This is a genomic window from Desmonostoc muscorum LEGE 12446, assembly GCF_015207005.2.
In the GTDB taxonomy this organism is placed as follows: domain Bacteria; phylum Cyanobacteriota; class Cyanobacteriia; order Cyanobacteriales; family Nostocaceae; genus Nostoc; species Nostoc muscorum.
The window spans coordinates 4,535,005-4,550,851 of sequence record NZ_JADEXS020000001.1; the positions used below are offsets into that span (position 1 = coordinate 4,535,005).

12 protein-coding genes are annotated in these 15,847 nt (G+C 42.7%); 7 read left to right on the top strand and 5 right to left on the bottom strand.

Going from position 1 to position 15,847, the window contains the following annotated elements:
• Nucleotides 1-415 precede the first annotated feature (415 nt).
• The 3 genes from IQ276_RS19450 to IQ276_RS19460 form a co-directional block, all read right to left on the bottom strand.
• On the bottom strand, nt 416-1,396 hold the full coding sequence (locus tag IQ276_RS19450) for an acetyl-CoA carboxylase carboxyltransferase subunit alpha (protein WP_190876957.1): 981 nt from the start codon (nt 1,394-1,396) through the stop codon (nt 416-418).
• A 181-nt stretch (nt 1,397-1,577) separates the two neighbouring features.
• Complete coding sequence (locus tag IQ276_RS19455) at nt 1,578-2,597, bottom strand: long-chain acyl-[acyl-carrier-protein] reductase (RefSeq protein WP_190876959.1); 1,020 nt, start codon at nt 2,595-2,597, stop codon at nt 1,578-1,580.
• A 192-nt stretch (nt 2,598-2,789) separates the two neighbouring features.
• A complete protein-coding gene (locus IQ276_RS19460) occupies nt 2,790-3,488 on the bottom strand; it encodes an aldehyde oxygenase (deformylating) (RefSeq protein WP_190876961.1) in 699 nt (232 codons plus the stop codon).
• A gap of 179 nt (nt 3,489-3,667) precedes the next feature.
• On the opposite strand from IQ276_RS19460, the gene IQ276_RS19465 reads away from it, so the two are divergent.
• From IQ276_RS19465 to IQ276_RS19485, 5 genes are all read left to right on the top strand, one after another.
• Nucleotides 3,668-4,495, top strand: a complete 828-nt coding sequence (locus IQ276_RS19465; RefSeq protein WP_190876962.1) for a carbohydrate ABC transporter permease — start codon at nt 3,668-3,670, stop codon at nt 4,493-4,495.
• Between the two features lie 520 nt (nt 4,496-5,015).
• Nucleotides 5,016-5,333, top strand: coding sequence for a hypothetical protein (locus IQ276_RS19470; protein WP_193914364.1), 318 nt, complete (start codon nt 5,016-5,018; stop codon nt 5,331-5,333).
• 71 nt (nt 5,334-5,404) lie between these two features.
• Nucleotides 5,405-7,861 (top strand): two-partner secretion domain-containing protein, encoded by a 2,457-nt coding sequence (locus IQ276_RS19475; RefSeq protein WP_193914366.1) that lies wholly within the window; start codon nt 5,405-5,407, stop codon nt 7,859-7,861.
• 564 nt (nt 7,862-8,425) lie between these two features.
• Complete coding sequence (locus IQ276_RS19480; RefSeq protein WP_193914368.1) at nt 8,426-8,737, top strand: hypothetical protein; 312 nt, start codon at nt 8,426-8,428, stop codon at nt 8,735-8,737.
• Nucleotides 8,738-9,031: 294 nt separating this feature from the next.
• Nucleotides 9,032-11,380 carry a filamentous hemagglutinin N-terminal domain-containing protein gene (locus IQ276_RS19485; protein WP_193914370.1) on the top strand — a complete coding sequence of 783 codons (2,349 nt, stop codon included), beginning with the start codon at nt 9,032-9,034 and terminating at the stop codon, nt 11,378-11,380.
• A gap of 204 nt (nt 11,381-11,584) precedes the next feature.
• On the opposite strand, the gene IQ276_RS19490 is transcribed toward IQ276_RS19485, so the two are convergent.
• Complete coding sequence (locus IQ276_RS19490) at nt 11,585-12,616, bottom strand: hypothetical protein (protein ID WP_193914372.1); 1,032 nt, start codon at nt 12,614-12,616, stop codon at nt 11,585-11,587.
• Nucleotides 12,617-12,782: 166 nt separating this feature from the next.
• Between IQ276_RS19490 and moaA the strand changes: the two genes are divergently transcribed.
• Nucleotides 12,783-13,769 carry a GTP 3',8-cyclase MoaA gene (moaA, locus tag IQ276_RS19495; RefSeq protein WP_193914374.1) on the top strand — a complete coding sequence of 329 codons (987 nt, stop codon included), beginning with the start codon at nt 12,783-12,785 and terminating at the stop codon, nt 13,767-13,769.
• A gap of 101 nt (nt 13,770-13,870) precedes the next feature.
• On the opposite strand, the gene rpsD is transcribed toward moaA, so the two are convergent.
• Entirely contained in the window at nt 13,871-14,479 is a 609-nt protein-coding gene (gene rpsD, locus IQ276_RS19500) for a 30S ribosomal protein S4 (protein ID WP_190876976.1), read from the bottom strand.
• Between the two features lie 618 nt (nt 14,480-15,097).
• Between rpsD and IQ276_RS19505 the strand changes: the two genes are divergently transcribed.
• Nucleotides 15,098-15,736 (top strand): hypothetical protein, encoded by a 639-nt coding sequence (locus IQ276_RS19505; RefSeq protein WP_193914376.1) that lies wholly within the window; start codon nt 15,098-15,100, stop codon nt 15,734-15,736.
• Nucleotides 15,737-15,847 lie beyond the last annotated feature (111 nt).

A 15,847-nucleotide genomic window follows, 5' to 3' on the forward strand; every position in this document is an offset into this window, starting at 1 on the left:
CAATAGTTGGTATATTGTGGGTTTTCCCAGTAAAGACTACGAATCATCGCCTGAGAAATCACCCAGTACACTCAAAGTAAATTACTTAACGAAACAGAATTCAGGAGTCAGAATTCAGAATTCAGAATGAATTTTATACAACTGGCGAATTAATATACTCTTTCTAGTGCCACACAAAATTTTGAATTTGGTGTGGCACTAAAAATTCGTGGTTCTAGATCCCCCACTCATTGATTCTGACTCCTGAATTCTGACTTCTGAATTCTTCTCTAATAATACAAAACCCACTCAATCAAATTTAAGTAGATTTGCCAAACATACGAATGCCTATGGCTAATCAGATTGTTAAAAATCTTTAAGCACCATAGGCAATTATAGCATTGCTACTCAGTTAATTAATCATTTTGCGCTGCCTTTAATGGGCAACTTCTGTAAAAACACCAATTTTGCGGAATTTTTCATAGCGAAGTTGGCGGCGTTCTGGGGCGGTTAAGCGGTTGAGTTCTTCCAAATTTTCCAACAGCACTTGCTTGAGAGTGGTAGCAGCTTTCAAAGGGTCGGAATGAGCCCCACCGATGGGTTCAGGCAATATCTGGTCAATAATTCCTAAATTTTTCAGGTCGTGGGAAATAATTTTGAGGGCGACGGCGGCTTGGGGAGCTTTGCCAGCATCTTTCCACAAAATGGCGGCACAGGCTTCGGGGGTAGCGACGGTATAAACTGAGTGTTCAAACATCAGTAAACGATCGCCAACACCAATACCAAGGGCGCCACCAGAACCACCTTCACCGATAACTGTGCAGATAATAGGCACATCTAGGCAGAACATTTCCCGCAGGTTGTAGGCGATCGCTTCTCCTTGACCTTGGTGTTCAGCTTCCACCCCAGACCAAGCTCCCGGCGTGTCGATAAAAGTTAAAATCGGCATCCCGAACTTGTTGGCGTGTTCCATTAACCGCAATGCTTTACGGTAGCCGCCAGGATAAGGCATACCAAAGTTGCGGGCAATATTGTCTTTAGTATCGCGGCCTTTTTGATGACCCAACATGACCACGGGTTGTCCACTCAGACGCCCAACACCACCAACTAAAGCAGGATCGTCACCACCACAGCGATCGCCATGCAACTCCATCCATTCATCACTAATTGCTTGAATGTAATCGAGAGTACTAGGGCGGCGCGGATGACGAGCGACTTGCAATCGCTGGGATGGGGATAAACTACTAAAAATTTCCTCACGCAGCTGCATGGCGCGTGTTTCTAGTTGACGAATTTGACCAGAAACATCAACACCATTCTCTTCAGCAAGTTGCCGAATTTGATCGATTCGGGTTGCAAGTTCTGCTAGAGGCTTTTCAAAATCCAACAGTAGCGGTTTACGTTCAGTAGTTGCCATAGTTAGAGGATAGGGAATAGAAAATAGGCAATAGGGAATAGGGAATTAGGGATTAGGGATTAGGGATTGGGGATTGGGGATTAGCAATTAAGGGATTGTAAAGAATTTATAGCCATACCTCTTTCCCAGTTCCTAGTACCCAATCCCCAGTACCCAGTCCCCAGTCCCCAGTCCCCCTTCCTTAAACCAACAGCGGTCTAAATCCATGTTTCACTGACACCCGACCAATCTGCTCCATTTTGTCTACAGTAATCTGATTGCGTCCCCATGAAAAGTTTGTGTACAACTTCTCAAATTCCAGCAACATGGATTCGGCAAAACAAGCAAACAACTGGCGTGCTGGTACGTCCATATTGACGATTTTCATAATTTTCCAGTCAATATCCAGGGAATGCTCTACAATTCCACCATTTAACACGTATACACCGGGATGTTGAATTTTTGTTGCTAAATTTTTAGGATAACCACCATCAATCAACAAACATGGTTGTTTCAAAACAGTAGGTTCAATTTCTACACCTTTGGGCATACTGGCAACCCAAACTACAATATCCGCTTGGGGTAGTGCTTCGGTCAAACTCATGACTTTTCCTCGCCCCAGTTCGCCTTGTAACTCTTTGAGACGTTCTTGATCGCGGGCTATTAGCAGAAGTTCTTGGACATCTGTTTTCGCATCTAACCAGCGTGTAACTGCACTGCCAATATCGCCTGTTGCGCCACATATAGCAACTGTTGCTTTTGAGAGTTCAATTCCCAGTTGTTTTGATGCTTCTTCTACCTGCCGACTAATAATATAGGCAGTATGGGTATTTCCTGTAGTGAAGCGTTCAAACTCTAGTTTGATGTTGCGGACTTGGCTAAACTGTTCCAACTTAAAATTTTCAAAAATAATCGAGGAAAATCCGCCTAAAGCCGTAATATTAATGCCATGTTTTTGTGCATGTGCCATAGCATTAAGCACTTTGCGCGTTGCGGCTTTGATGCGGCGGGTAGCTAGCATCTCTGGTAAAAAACAAGATTCTACATAACGTCCTTCAATTTTCTGTCCAGTGACACTGGTAACAGTAATATTATCGACAATTTGTGGCGGGGCGCTGCACCAAAAATCTAGCCCTTGATCGGCATATTCTGGATATCCCAATTCTTTAGCTACTGCTTGAGCGTGTTCTAAACTAGTCAGATGTCCAATTAGACCAAACATGTAATGATTATTAGCCTTGTGCTGTCTTGAGCGCGTGGAATAGTGAGTGCTGAGTGCTGTTAGCGGTAGCGGGGCGTTGAGCCATTGCTGAGTGCTGAGTGCTGAGTGTTGAAGCAGTATGTAAGTAAAAAACAAGCAATAAGTTCAGATAATTTCTTCACTCTTGACTCTTCACTCATAACTCAGCACTTTTTAAGCGGCTGTGAGTCCGTGGGCTGACAAGCGCATAATTTCAAAAGTTTTGAAACCAATGTTACTTAACGCTTCACCGTACTGAATCATAAAGTCTTCTATTAAAGCCTCTTTTTCCATTGCTAGAGTTTTTGCATCATCCGCTACTTCGTTGAGCATTTTCCAAACAAGTGGGAGGTTTTGGCGATTGGCTTGTTCTAATTCAGCTTTAGATTCTGCAAAGTGTTCTTTGAGCCAAACTTCTCCAAAGTTGAGATGACTATATTCATCTTTTACTACTCCCTCAGTGATTTTGCGGGCAAAATCGTCAGCAACGGGAATGTAGATGTTGTATGCTGCGATCGCAAAACATTCAATAATCAAAGACTGAATCAACAAACAAGTGACGACTTTGCCTTGGGCGGCGGCTGTTTGGAAGTTTTGGTGGAGTCCAGAGAAAAATTCTTTGGCAAATTGCAAGTCTGGGGTAACTTGCAAATTGCGTCCACAAGCTTCAAATCCTTTCTTATGGCGACTTTCCATCTTGGATAGACGAATCAATTCTGTTTGGGATTCTGGCAGCAGTTCGGCTAGTTGGATGTAATTTTCATGGGCTTCTTGTTCCCCTTCAATCACGATCGCATTAATCCGGCTATAAGCGTCTTTGTATTTTTCACTTTTGAAATCAATTTCAAGAAATTGGTCTGTAAGCTGCTGCATGGTATGTTTTCTCCTCTAAAGAAAGAATTATTTGACACCAGGATTCAATTTACCCTATGAACAGAGGGTAATAATCATTGTGGTTTAATTTAACTTAACAAGTAACTATGTTTATAGATTAGCTGTTGCTGGGGTCGATGCTCTAGTACCAGAGAAACAAATGTTTTGCCGCGCAACTGATGTCTCAACCAAACTGGAATCTCAAATCTAGGGATTTTGTCAGCCTAGTAGTGTTACTGCTAGGAGCATTTATCGTTCTGCTACCCCTGTTTGTGGTCTTTCTCACCTCCTTTGCACCGACAATCGCAAGCCCAGAAGATTTGTCCCAAAATAACTGGTCTTTAGCTAATTACCAGGCTGCATGGCAGCAAGGGAAATTTTTGCTGGCGTTTGCTAATTCTACCTTGGTAGCGATCGCTGTGACGGCGTTTCAAATTCTCACTTCCGCTTTAGCTGGTTACGCCCTCGCACGGCTAAAGTTTCGGGGACGCCAAGCACTGCTGTTAATCGTCTTGGCAACTTTGGTGATTCCCTTTCAATTGTTGGTAATTCCGATTTTTTTGGTGTTGAAATGGGGACACCTGATAAATACCTACGGAGCGCTAATTTTACCCACTGCGGTCAACGGCTTCGGTATTTTCTTATTACGTCAATATTTCCAGACAATTCCTTTGGAGTTAGAAGAAGCCGCAGCCATAGACGGCGCGAACCGACTACAAATTTTGTGGCGAGTGATGTTACCTTTAGCCCGTCCGGCGCTAGTAACACTGTTTTTGTTCACCTTCATCGGCGAATGGAATGATTTGTTTAAGCCTTTGGTCTTTACCACACGACCGGAATTAAGAACGGTACAGCTGGCATTAGCTGAATTTCAGGAGCAATTTACGAATAATTGGCCTTTAATGATGGCAGCAGTAACAATAGCCACAGTCCCAGTCATGGTGTTGTTTTTGATTGGTCAGCGTCAGTTTATTCGGGGTATTGCCACGACAGGGATTAAGAATTGAACAGCAAAGGCTGAGCGTGAGTAAAAGCCCGCCTTAGATTGAAATTTAACCGGTCGCGGAAGTCCCCATCTTCTGGTTCGACAAACCTCTCCCTGCCTTGAACTTTAGTAGGACTTACGCACTGTACAAATGCATCGTAATGTGAATGAACGATGCTCCCGGTTGTTTCAGGCTTTTCTTAATTATCCTGCGATCATAAATAGACCATGCTGTAGGGGCACAGCAATGCTGTGCCCTTACGAAAGATGTGGTTTTTAAACTCATTCATATTTGGCATTTCTTGTCAATGCGTAAGTCCTATTTAGTTCAAGTCTGTCCCTCTCCGACTCGGAGAGGGATGGTTTTGCGTAGTAAAACCACGGAGAGGTCTTTTAATTGAGCTAATTAGCCGGACAGTGTACAAGCCATCGGTTAATAAAAATCCGGAAGAAAAATGTCAACTTTTATTACACACTCCGTAATTCTTACAGGTCAAGTTGAACTAATAATTATCCACATTCCGTAAGGAACCCAAACAATCATGAGTTCTCAACCAGTCCTAGACCCTCAAACATTAGAGCAGTTACAAAACGAGATTCAGGAAAAATTTAACGAAACCCTAGAAAACGCTGACTTCAATTCATTACTTGAAAAGTACGGCATATTACAAGATAGAGTTTTGAGAGTTTATTGGCAGTTTAATCTTGACCCAAATCAACTCACATCTGATGATGCAGTTGATGAACAGCAACCCAATGCATTGTTGCCAACAACTCCAATACCGGAAATTGTGTTAGTTAAAAAAGCGTGGTGTATTCCTTGTCCTACAAATAACAATCCTTTAGGTTGTAACTGCTAAATAATTTAGTCTTTGTACTGTAAAAAGTTTATCCTAGTTAGTAACTCTGATTTTTTGAGCGCAAGTTTGTAATGTCTCAAAATCGAAGCAGTTGGTACTGGGATTTAGGGACAGTGAGTACTCTCGCAATTGTTGGAGTACTCACTTACTGTGAGGGTTTTGCTTTAGCCCAAATTCAAAAGGATGACACTCTTGGAGTTGAAAGTTCAATCATTACACCAAAGTTAATTGATGGTCACCCTATAGACCAGATTGATGGAGGGGCAATTCGTGGTAAAAACTTGTTCCACAGCTTTGACAAGTTTTCTGTGTCTGTGGGAAGGACAACTTATTTTAACAATTCAATAGATATTCAAAATATTATCAGTCGAGTCACGGGCAATTCTATTTCTAATATAGATGGCATTCTCAAAGCTAATGGTGCTGCCAATCTATTTTTGATTAATCCCAACGGCATTGTTTTTGGAGCAAATGCTTCTTTAAACATCGGTGGTTCATTTGTGGCGAGTACGGCAAGTAGTTTAAATTTTGCCGATGGTATAAAGTTTAGCACTACGGCTCCTGAATCTGCACCTCTGCTAACAGTAAGTGTTCCCATTGGCTTACAATTTGGAGCAACTGCGGCTCCCATCCGCAATCAATCCCAAGCAAGTCCAGAAGGCGCAACTAATTCCTTAGGACAAGGTGTTGGTCTACAGGTGCCCTCAGGTAAAACCTTGGCATTAATAGGCGGTGACATAACACTAGGGAGCGGAAATTTAACTGCAAAGGCAGGAAAAATTGAGTTAGGAAGCGTCGCTCCTAATAGTTTGGTCAGTCTGAGTTCAACGAATCAAGCTTGGACATTTGGATATGAAGGTGTTGAAAATTTTCAGAATATCGCACTGGTCAAGTTAAATGAAATTCCATCTACTATAGATACCAGTGGCGAAAGTGGTGGCGATATCCACTTGCAAGGCAAGCATGTGCTAGTAACTGACTGTTCATACCTGTTTGCTATTACTTGGGGAACGCAATCAGGAGGAAATTTGGCAGTGGACGCTTCCGAGTCTGTAGAACTTGGACAAAATGCGTTCTTGTTTAGTGGAACTTTCAACACTGGTAACTCTGGAAGTATAAATATCACTACCAAAAAGTTCATTGCCAGGAATGGAGCGCAAGTATCAATGTACAGTGTTGGCTCTGGACTGCCGGGGGAACTGACTTTAAACGCCTCAGATTCAGTAGAACTCATCAGTGGCACCCCCATTACTCCATTCCCAGATGGTACTGATTTAATAGTGAGTGGATTATTTAGTGAAACTTATGGTAGTCAAAATGCTGGCAACATAACAGTTAACACTGCAAAGTTGCGTATCGAGGGAGGGGCAAGAATATCAACAAGTTCTGAAGGCATCTATCAGTCTGGTCTAAACAAATTTACACCAGTTACAGGAAAAGGAGGAAAGTTGACGGTGAACGCCTCTGAATTTATAGAACTAATTGGAACCTCACCAAATGGTTCTAAGCTCAGCGGCTTATTTTCTGGAACTCAAGGGCCTGGAGATGGGGGAAACTTGACGGTAACAACAGGGCAATTGATTATCAAAGATGGGGCTGCAATAACTGTCAACAGCCAAGCTCGAAAGGATGTAATTTATGTGGGAGATCCCAAAAATTTAGGCAAAGCAGGCGATTTAAATATAACTGCTAACTCCATACTGCTGGACAATAAAGGAAAACTCACATCTAATAGTGAATCAGGCAAAGGTGGAAATATTAGGTTACAGCCGCGAGACTTATTATTGATGCGCGGCAACAGTCAAATATCGACTAACGCTGGAGGTGATAAAACTGGCGGTAACATTACCATCAATTCGCCTAATGGTTTTGTTGTCACCCCTCTTTTTGGAAATAGCGATATCACTGCCAATGCCTTCTCTGGCTCTGGTGGTAAAATCACAATCACCACTAAAAACATCTTTGGATTTGTGTCCCGCACTCGTGCAGAGGTAGAGAAGTTAGATGCACAACAAATAAACCCGAATAATCTGCCAACAAGTGATATCACAGCATTTTCCCAGCAAAATCCTTCATTAAGTGGCACAGTACAAATTAATTCACCAGATGCAGATCCCAGTAAAGGATTAGTGCAATTGCCGGTAAATTTAGTTGATGCTTCTCAGCAAATTGTTGCTGGTTGTGGTTCTGGTGCAAAAATAGCCAGGAGTTCATTTACTAACACTGGACGTGGAGGAACAGCACCCGATCCCACACAGCTTTTGATGGCTGATGCAGTGCTAGCAGATTGGATAACATTAAATCCAGAAAATGAGAATCCTGCTGAGGGAATTGATAACAAAGTTGTTCAGGCGCAGCGAAATACGAAACAACCACAGAAAGTGAATTCTGTCAATGAACCTAGTGAAATTGTCGAAGCCCAAGGATGGATAATGGATGCCGATGGGAACGTGGTTTTGGTTGCTGAAGTGCCCGCTGGGATGCCTCATAGTTCTTTGCTAGCGGCTGCATCTTGTCCTGCTAATTAGAAATCGATGTTGTTGACTAATGGTTATTTAAAAAGGTGCTATTCAAATATTTGCCTTAGAACTTATCTGTGGGTGCGATCGCTGATTCACTATGATCTTCATACAAGCGATCGCACCTTGTAAACTCAACTGCCAGTGCGTTGGCGTAGCCCGTCGTAGACATCGCTTGTTGGTCGCCCTTTGTACTAAAACTCAGCTGTAGGTGCGTTGGCGTAGCCTACCGTACTTTTCCGGAGAAGCAAGCTAAGCGTAGCGTCTCGCAGAGAAAGTATCAATTACTCTTCTTGCATCAAGAACAGTTAGCAACCAGATTCATCAATGCTTTAAGGAAATCCAACAAAAATATATGAAGTTCTGTTACACAATGCGTAATTATTACTAGTCGAGCTGAAGTCATAATTATGGGAGTTCGCAAGAGCTTTAGAAAGCTAAAGCTTTCGCCTCTCTTTAGACTATGTATCGTTCATTTTTATGTTGTCAGAGTGTACTAATCTAACTCTGGTTAATTTAGTAGATCACAAGATAAGTTCACACATTTACCAGTCTGCAAGGAAACTAAAATTCATGACATCTCAAACTTCACAGCAAGCAGTCATTGATTCTGAATCACTACACAATTTACAAGAGGAAATTCAGCAAGAATTTATTAAAAGCTTGAAGAACGCTAATTTCACGGAAATATTAGAAAAGTATGGCGTCCCAGAAAAAATACTAAAATTTCAGTGTATTATTGATCTAAATAAAATTCCAGATAACAGTGATAGTAGTGATAACCAAGAAATTATTGACTCTACAACAAAAAATATTTTCCAGAAGCCTAGTAAGCTAGTTAAATTAGATTGGTGTCCACCTCACGGTAACTGTAGTTCACCCTAATAATATTATCAAATTGACTGCTATCATCTTTAGTTATGGAAAAACAAAATAATATAATGAGGCTGGAAATTAAGTTTTCTTGTAATATTAATTAAAGAAAATCATGATTTCATTTTCCATAAGCTATCTTGCCAGTAGTTAAATTGATAACAGTAATTTTAGTGAGTGATTGCTTTTTTAGCCCTCTTAAATATACGCTGCTGATAGAGATATAAGATTCTTGTGTCTCTATCAAAATATTGTTTGCAAATATATTCAGCATCGGGTAGTTTTTTAAAGGGATAAACATCAGATATGAGTAATCTTTGGGGCTGGTGTCAAGGGCTAGGAGTTACAATAGTTAATGCAATAGCTTGTTCTGCAAACTCTGCTATTGCCCAAATCAGCCCGGATAGTACTCTACCTGAGAATTCTCGTGTTCGAGAACAAGGCAACATCAGAATTATTGAAGGTGGAACCCTATCCCAAGATAAACACAATTTGTTCCACAGTTTTAAAGAATTTTCCCTAATTAAAGATGATATAGTTGATTTTCAATATGTTGGCAATGTTCAGAACATTATTACTCGGGTAACGGGTAAATCTAGGTCTAATATTGATGGCATCCTTAAAATTAACGGGACAGCTAACCTCTTTTTAATTAATCCCAACGGAATTATTTTTGGTCCCAATGCTTCTTTGCAAATTCGCGGTTCATTTGTGGCGAGTACGGCGAGTAGTTTGAACTTTGCCGATGGGACAAAGTTTAGCGCTACAGATCCCCAAACTACATCTCTACTAACAGTAAGTGTTCCCAATGGTTTACAATTCGGAGCAACTGCTGAAGCTATCCGAAATCAATCCCAAGCAAAGAATCCAGATGGCGAAACAACTAATATCTTTGGGCAACCTGTTGGTCTACAAGTCGAGCCAGACAAAACTTTAGCATTGATAGGTGGTAATATCACGCTGGAAGGCGGAAACTTAACTGCAAACGGGGGACAAATTGAGCTAGGAAGCGTTGCTAGCAATAGTCTAGTCAGTCTTAACCCAACGAGCCAAGGTTGGAGTTTCGGATATAAAGATGTCCAGAATTTCCAGAACATCCTACTTATCCCAGGAACAGAAGGTTCTGGTATTCCATCTCAGGTAGATGCTAGCGGCAATAGTGGAGGTAGTATCCAACTAAATGCAAAGTCTGTGGAACTCAGAGGTGACGGTGTACGTTTGATAAGTCAGACTATAGGTGACAGACATGGTAAGGATGTAACCATTAATACGGAGAAATTAATTATTAGGGATGGCACGCAAATAAACACTTCTACAAATGGCAAGGGCGTTGGGGGTAATTTGATTGTAAACGCCTCCGAATCCGTAGAACTTATTGGTGGCTATTCCATACCAAATAGTTTTGTGTCCAGTGGTCTAATTAATGAAACTTATGCTAGCGCGGATGCGGGTGACATAACAATCAACACTAGGAAGTTGAGTATTCAAGCTGGGGCGCAGGTATCAGCAGCATCTACTGGAGTACGTTTACCTCCCCTATATAACCAACTTCAACCAGCAACAGGAAATGCAGGGAATTTAACTGTTAAAGCCACTGAAATCGAGCTAATTGGAATGTCACCAACAAAGTTTCCCAGCAGTTTATGGGCTAGAACTCAAGGTTCGGGAAATGCGGGTAAAGTGACAATCGATACAGCGAAATTGATTATTCGAGATGGGGCTGCAATCAATCTGAGCAGTGAAATTCCGAAAAATGTAATTTATCTGGGGGATGCAAGTAAGTTAGGTTCAGCAGGTGAACTCAATATAACCGCTCGCTCCATCCTGCTCAATGAAGGAAAACTCACATCCAATAGTGTATTAGGTCAAGGCGGGAATATTTCGCTACAGGTGCGGGACTTATTACTGATGCGCCGCAATAGCCAAATATCCACTAACGCCGGGGGTAATGGAAATGGGGGTAATATCAACATCATTGCACCCAATGGTTTCATCGTCGCCCCTCTTTTTGCAAATAGTGATATCACTGCCAATGCCATCTCTGGGTCTGGTGGCAAAATCACAATCACTACTAAAAACATCTTTGGATTTGTGCGGCGCACCGGTGCAGAGGTAGAGAGGCTCGATCCAACAGGGAAAAAAGACCCGAATAATCTGCCAACAAATGACATCACCGCGTTTTCTCAGCAAAACTCTTTATTAGAGGGGACAGTACAAATCAACTCACCAGATGTTGACCCCAGTAAGGGATTAGTGCAATTGCCTGTAAATCTGGTTGATGCTTCCCAGCAAATTGTTGCTGATTGTGGTTCTGGTACAAAAATAGCCAGGAGTAGATTTACTAACACTGGGCGTGGAGGAACAATACCCGATCCCACACAGCCATTGACGGCTGATGCAGTGCTGACAGATTGGATAACACTCAATCCAGAAAGTCAGAATAGTGCTGAGGGTATGAAGAATAGAGTGGTTGTTGAGAAGCAGGTGAACACCGAAAAATTACAGAAAGTGAATTCTGTCAATGAACCTAATGAAATTGTAGAAGCCCAAGGATGGATAACTGATGTCAATGGTAACGTGGTTCTGGTTGCTCAGGTACCGACTACAACGCCCCACAGTTCCTTGCTCACAGCTGCATCTTGCGCTACTAAATAGAAATTTAAGTTAAAAATTCTCTGGATCGACGTTCAATTCTCCTAACTTTGCGGCTATGGGCGATGCCTACGGCTGACTACGACGCCTACGCAATTCCTCCTCCTTCCCCACAGCTTGTAATTTCATGGAAGCAGCGAAGCAGAAGGGCATAAGACATCATAATAATTCCTAACTCGGCACTCCCAATGCCTCATGCCCCACTACCTAATTCGTCTCCTGAATCTGTAAACGTACAGTGTGTTCTGTCGCGCCACTGAGTTGCAATTCCATGATTTCACCACCGAGAGGTTCTAAGCAAGTGAGGAGCGATCGCAAGTTGGGTGTACTTGCACCAGTATCTACATATAATCTATCTGCCAAATTACCGATACGTTTCCAAGTCATATACAGTTTGGCGATGGTTTGTTCGATTTGAGATGCTTGATTCACCAAATCAGCAGCAACGCTCAAACAGCCGACTCTTTGCGCTTCTTCTAAGGCTGTTTCGATATCAATATTTTCCTGCGCCAAGGCCTGGACTTGAGCTGCCCCTTTGAGGTATTTTGCTAAGTTACGCGCTTCTGTAGTTACTTGTTTCAAAGTATCTACATCAGGATTGGCGGCTATTTCCTTTTGGATAAACTTTTGGTGCGATTCTGGCAGTTTTTCCATTTCCTTTACCAGAGGGGCGATGTAGCGCGGCGGAAGGGTGTTATCTGCGGCTTTTGCTCTGACTGGTTCAGGTAGCAATTCTGAGGACATAGCTGTCCATTCATCGGTGAGTTGTCGCACTTCCCGCCTGGTGATGCGATCGCCTTTTTGGGCGGCTTCAGTCACCATGTGTTGTACTTCTGGGACGGCTTTGGAGGTTTCGACAAATGCCCGTTTGCTAAAGTTATTCACTGCGCTGGGGTCTAGTTTGCCTTCTTCTAAAAGGGTATCAGCACTATTAGCTAGTTGAATCCAGGCATAAGCTTGACTTTTGCTGATTTCCCGCTCTTTTAACCATCTGAGAAAACCTGTACCACGTCCGTCACCACCAATTTTCTCTCTGTCACGGATCGCCCGTAAAATTCGCCCCCGCCAGATTTCAGTTTGCAGATCAAAGCGATCGCATACCTGCCAAGCTATTTCGAGCTGCTGTTGAAAATCTGACTCTAGAATCTGTTCATCTTCTGGATCGGGCAGTTCAAAGGTGAGATCTGCTGGCTGTTGCAAAGCCGCAGCAAGGTCGTTGATGGGGTCGGTATCTTGCACAATTGATAGCTAACGAGTAGTATATGCGACCGGCTTATTATGCCACAATCTGTGAATTCTAACTTAAGGGATAAGACGGTATTTTCAATTACAACAAAATAGGAGAGGGGGGGTAAACCACCTCAGTGGTGTTTTTAATTAATCAAAGACAATAAAAATAAAAACAATGAACCAGGTAGACTACCTCCGCATTAGTTTAATCGATCGCTGCAACTTCCGTTGTCAATACTGTATGCCAGAGGGAGTGGAACTGGACTATATTCTCAAGCAACAGCTGTTGAGTGATGAAGAACTGCTCACCCTCTTACAAGAGGTATTTATTCCTCTTGGTTTTAGCCGCTTTCGTTTGACTGGCGGTGAACCTTTATTACGTCCCCACGTGGTAGATTTGGTAAGCGCGATCGCTTCTTTTCCCCAAACTCAAGACTTGTCAATGACCACCAACGGGTTTTTGCTGGCCTCGATGGCACAAAACCTCTACGATGCAGGTCTACGACGCATTAATATTAGTCTGGATTCTCTCGATGCCGACACTTTTGACCAAATTATCGGTAATCGCGGTCGTTCTCGTTGGCAACAAGTTTGGCAGGGAATTCAAGCTGCCTATGAAGTTGGATTTGATCCACTGAAGCTGAATGTGGTGGTCATTCCTGGGGTTAACGATGGCGAAGTTCTAGATTTAGCTGCCCTGACAATTGACAAACAATGGCATGTGAGATTTATTGAGTTCATGCCCATTGGTAATTTGCATTTATTTGGCGATCGCGGTTGGGTATCTTCAGCCGATTTACGGCAACTCATCCGGGAACGTTGGGGATTGACAGAATCCCAAGTCCGTGGTGCTGGTCCTGCGGATGTGTTCCAAATTCCTGGAGCGAAGGGAACCGTGGGATTTATTAGTCAGATGTCGGAATGTTTTTGCGATCGTTGTAACCGGATGCGCCTGAGTGCTGATGGTTGGCTGCGTCCGTGTTTATTGAATGAAACTGGTCAACTCGACCTGAAAACTGCTCTGCGTTCCGGTACTAGTACTGCTCAATTACAAGAACAGGTGAGGCGTTTACTGGCAATCAAGCCAGAAATCAACTTTAAGGCACGCGACTCTGGTACTAAGGGTACATACACCCGCACTATGTCGCAAATTGGTGGATGAAAATAGTTAAGAGTGAGGAGTTAGAAGTTAGGAGTGAAGAGTTAGGAGTTCTCGTCTTTTAACTCATAACTCATAACTTTTAACTCATAACTCCTAACTGCTTACGCTTGTCGTGAGTAGTATTCCACCACAAGTAGTTCGTTAACTTGTAGTGCCACCCATTCCCGCTCAATAACACCGTTGACTTTACCAACCAACTTATTTTTGTCAAACTCCAAATGACTGGGGAGGTTGGCCAAACCGGGATATTGCAAGTTATTTTCTACCAACTTCCGTGATTGTTCCCGGTCTCTGACAGCAATCACTTCACCAGGACGGCATTGATAGCTGGCAATATTAACTACACGACCGTTAACAGTTATATGACCGTGATTCACCAGTTGGCGAGCCGCTGGAATCGTCGGAGCTAGACCCAACCGAAAAACGGTGTTATCCAAACGCATTTCTAGTAATTGCAGCAACACTTGTCCGGTAGAACCAGTAACACGTCTGGCTTTCCGCACATAACGCAGCAGTTGCTTTTCCGTTAAACCGTAGTTGAAGCGGAGCTTTTGCTTTTCTTCTAGACGAATAGCATACTCAGAGCGCTTCTTGCGGTTCTGACCATGCTGACCTGGCGGATAAGCGCGTCTGGCGCTTTTACGAGTTAATCCAGGCAGGTCGCCCAAGCGACGTATAATTCTGAGGCGTGGTCCTCTATATCGGGACATGAGTTTCCTTAATCTAATCCTGTTTAAACTTTACCCAAACATTCTACTTTGACACTCCACTGATTAAAAATCAGGAGATTCTTGGTTCTACGAAGTTGCTGGCGTTGGTCTGAACGTATCCTACCAAAGTAAAGGCATCCTCTCCCCAAGCGTGAATTCCGACGTGCCATGTCGTACTCTTGCCAATTAGTTTTTTGTGTTTATTTAGTTTCGTAGGCTACTCAATCGTAAGATTGATTTACGCAGTATTGTTAATCTGAAATACTTTTGATGTTACCTACTTAGAGCAGAATTCAGGAGTCAGGAGTCAGAAGTCAGAAGTAAAACAAGCTTTTTGCTTGGCTACTAGACTGAGGTTGTGTACTTCACTTTCCTTGAAATCTGCTTTGTTTTTCAAAGAATCATCATATTAACACAATTTCTTATATTAACATAATTCTGTATACTAACACAATTTATAGCATAACTAAATTCTGTCTGGATCTTGCTGGTTTGAATACTCAACCCAAAAGCATTCTGACTCCTCAATTCAGAATTCTGAATCCTGAATTCTGCTTGATTACTGAGGATTTTTCAGATATTTGAGTTAGCATTACTTTGGGTGTTTGGAGAATGGCAATGTTAAATAGCAAAAAAGCGGTTAGCAAAGGTCAGAACAAACAAGGTAGTTCTACCTTAGGAATTTTAACAGTACCAGTTTTGGCAATAGCTGGATTGTTGACAACGATTTTACCTGATATGGCGATCGCTGCCTCCTACAGGAATGATTACAGTGTTTGTGCAGAGGGTCTTTTAAAGGCCGGTATAACGCCAGAAGCAGCATCACAAGGTTGTGCCAAGGCGCTACGTCCCAGGGATTTTGGGGCTTGTGTCGTTAAAATTGGCAAGCAAACTGAAATTGCAGCCGCAGATGCCTTTTCTTACTGTGGGAGAGCTAGGCGTCCTGAGGAGTTAGCTACTTGTGTAGTCGGTGTCAGCTCCATAACTAAGGAAGCAATTAATCCAGCAGCCTTAAATTACTGCGGTCGTAGTTTGTTACCAGTGCGTTTTGGTCAGTGTGTAGTCGGCTTACTTGGTAAAATCGAGCTTCCTCCCACCCAGGCCTTAGACACTTGTATCGATGGCAGTGACAGTAGCGTTATCGGGGTTTCATCTTCGTCTACGCCACCGATTACATTACCTGCGGGTTCAACTCCTAATTTGGAAACTACGCCACCTGCAACACAACCCATTGTTCCAACGCAGCCCAGCAATTAAATTCGCTACTTTGCGATTGGGTGAAAATACAGGGTGAATATAGAGTTGACTATTTGCCAACTCGCAATATAGCAACCCTAAATTATTCGTCACAAACAAGATCCCCGACTT

What these genes read in the sequence shown, in the direction of transcription:
- IQ276_RS19450 (WP_190876957.1), bottom strand. Translation starts at nt 1,396, where the DNA reads ATGGCAACTACTGAACGTAAACCGCTACTGTTGGATTTTGAAAAGCCT.
- IQ276_RS19455 (WP_190876959.1), bottom strand. Translation starts at nt 2,597, where the DNA reads ATGTTTGGTCTAATTGGACATCTGACTAGTTTAGAACACGCTCAAGCA.
- IQ276_RS19460 (WP_190876961.1), bottom strand. Translation starts at nt 3,488, where the DNA reads ATGCAGCAGCTTACAGACCAATTTCTTGAAATTGATTTCAAAAGTGAA.
- IQ276_RS19465 (WP_190876962.1), top strand. Translation starts at nt 3,668, where the DNA reads ATGTCTCAACCAAACTGGAATCTCAAATCTAGGGATTTTGTCAGCCTA.
- IQ276_RS19470 (WP_193914364.1), top strand. Translation starts at nt 5,016, where the DNA reads ATGAGTTCTCAACCAGTCCTAGACCCTCAAACATTAGAGCAGTTACAA.
- IQ276_RS19475 (WP_193914366.1), top strand. Translation starts at nt 5,405, where the DNA reads ATGTCTCAAAATCGAAGCAGTTGGTACTGGGATTTAGGGACAGTGAGT.
- IQ276_RS19480 (WP_193914368.1), top strand. Translation starts at nt 8,426, where the DNA reads ATGACATCTCAAACTTCACAGCAAGCAGTCATTGATTCTGAATCACTA.
- IQ276_RS19485 (WP_193914370.1), top strand. Translation starts at nt 9,032, where the DNA reads ATGAGTAATCTTTGGGGCTGGTGTCAAGGGCTAGGAGTTACAATAGTT.
- moaA (WP_193914374.1), top strand. Translation starts at nt 12,783, where the DNA reads ATGAACCAGGTAGACTACCTCCGCATTAGTTTAATCGATCGCTGCAAC.
- rpsD (WP_190876976.1), bottom strand. Translation starts at nt 14,479, where the DNA reads ATGTCCCGATATAGAGGACCACGCCTCAGAATTATACGTCGCTTGGGC.
- IQ276_RS19505 (WP_193914376.1), top strand. Translation starts at nt 15,098, where the DNA reads ATGTTAAATAGCAAAAAAGCGGTTAGCAAAGGTCAGAACAAACAAGGT.